The 612-nt window shown below is 69.9% G+C and carries 1 protein-coding gene; it reads right to left on the reverse strand.

What is annotated here, in order from left to right; translation table 11 throughout:
• Positions 1-612, reverse strand: a 612-nt coding sequence (locus HW452_RS17330; protein WP_224107337.1) for a cadherin repeat domain-containing protein, incomplete at both ends; no start/stop codon positions are given.

The following is a 612-nucleotide window of genomic DNA, read 5'->3' on the forward strand; positions in this document are numbered from 1 at the left end:
GCCGGCTTCGGCCGCGCCCTGGATGGCGTCATAAGTGCTGGTCACCTCGACGGTGGGCAGCAAGGCGCTGGCCTCCACGGGCGCGGTGTCGTTTGCCGTCAGACCTTGTGCGTCGGTCACGGTCACGTTCACCGCCGGCAGGTTGCCGCCGCCGTTGACGTGCGCCGCACCTGCGTCGGTCAGGGTGACGGTGCCGGTGATCGCGTCGATGGCGTAGTAGCCGTCGGCATTGCTGCCCTCGGTCAGGCTGTAGCGCAGTGCCGCGTTGTCGCCGTCCGGGTCGTTGCCCTGGCTGGTCGCCACTTGCTGGCCGGCTTCGGCCGCGCCCTGGATGGCGTCATAAGTGCTGGTCACCTCGACGGTGGGCAGCAAGGCGCTGTCACCCACGGGCGCGGTGTCGTTTGCCGTCAGACCTTGTGCGTCGGTCACGGTCACGCTCACCGCCGGCAGGTTGCCGCCGCCGTTGACGTGCGCCGCGCCCGCGTCGGTCAGGGTGACCGTGCCGGTGATCGCGTCGATGGCGTAGTAGCCGTCGGCATTGCTGCCCTCGGTCAGGCTGTAGCGCAGTGCCGCGTTGTCGCCGTCCGGGTCGTTACCCTGGCTGGTCGCCAC

Origin of the sequence: Vreelandella aquamarina, assembly GCF_020075495.1 — a bacterium.
GTDB classification, from domain to species: Bacteria; Pseudomonadota; Gammaproteobacteria; order Pseudomonadales; family Halomonadaceae; genus Vreelandella; species Vreelandella aquamarina_A.